Raw genomic sequence first — 233 nt, 5'->3', positions numbered from 1 at the left:
ATAATATCCTGCTCCCTTTTTTTATTTCCATGTATCGTCGGGATTTTGAAAATCTGATTTGCGCATTCTAGAGACATATGGATTGCCTTTAACAGTGAAACGTAGTGGTTTATTTGTCCATTCTCCTTTATTAGGAATACCGATACGACCACTTTCTATAATAGTTTTTGGATATTTGCGATGATTGGTATCTATAGATAATTTGCAGTCATTTAAGGTTGAGCCATCAATTG

1 protein-coding gene is annotated in these 233 nt (G+C 34.3%); it reads right to left on the bottom strand.

All coding sequences use genetic code 11. The features are described from left to right. Nucleotides 1-21: 21 nt before the first annotated feature. Nucleotides 22-233, bottom strand: a 212-nt coding sequence (locus AC0L2M_RS34710; RefSeq protein WP_473537288.1) for a hypothetical protein, incomplete at its 5' end; no start/stop codon positions are given.

This window comes from Mesorhizobium sp. WSM4806 (assembly GCF_055811635.1).
This window is presented reverse-complemented; position numbering and strand designations above follow the sequence as displayed.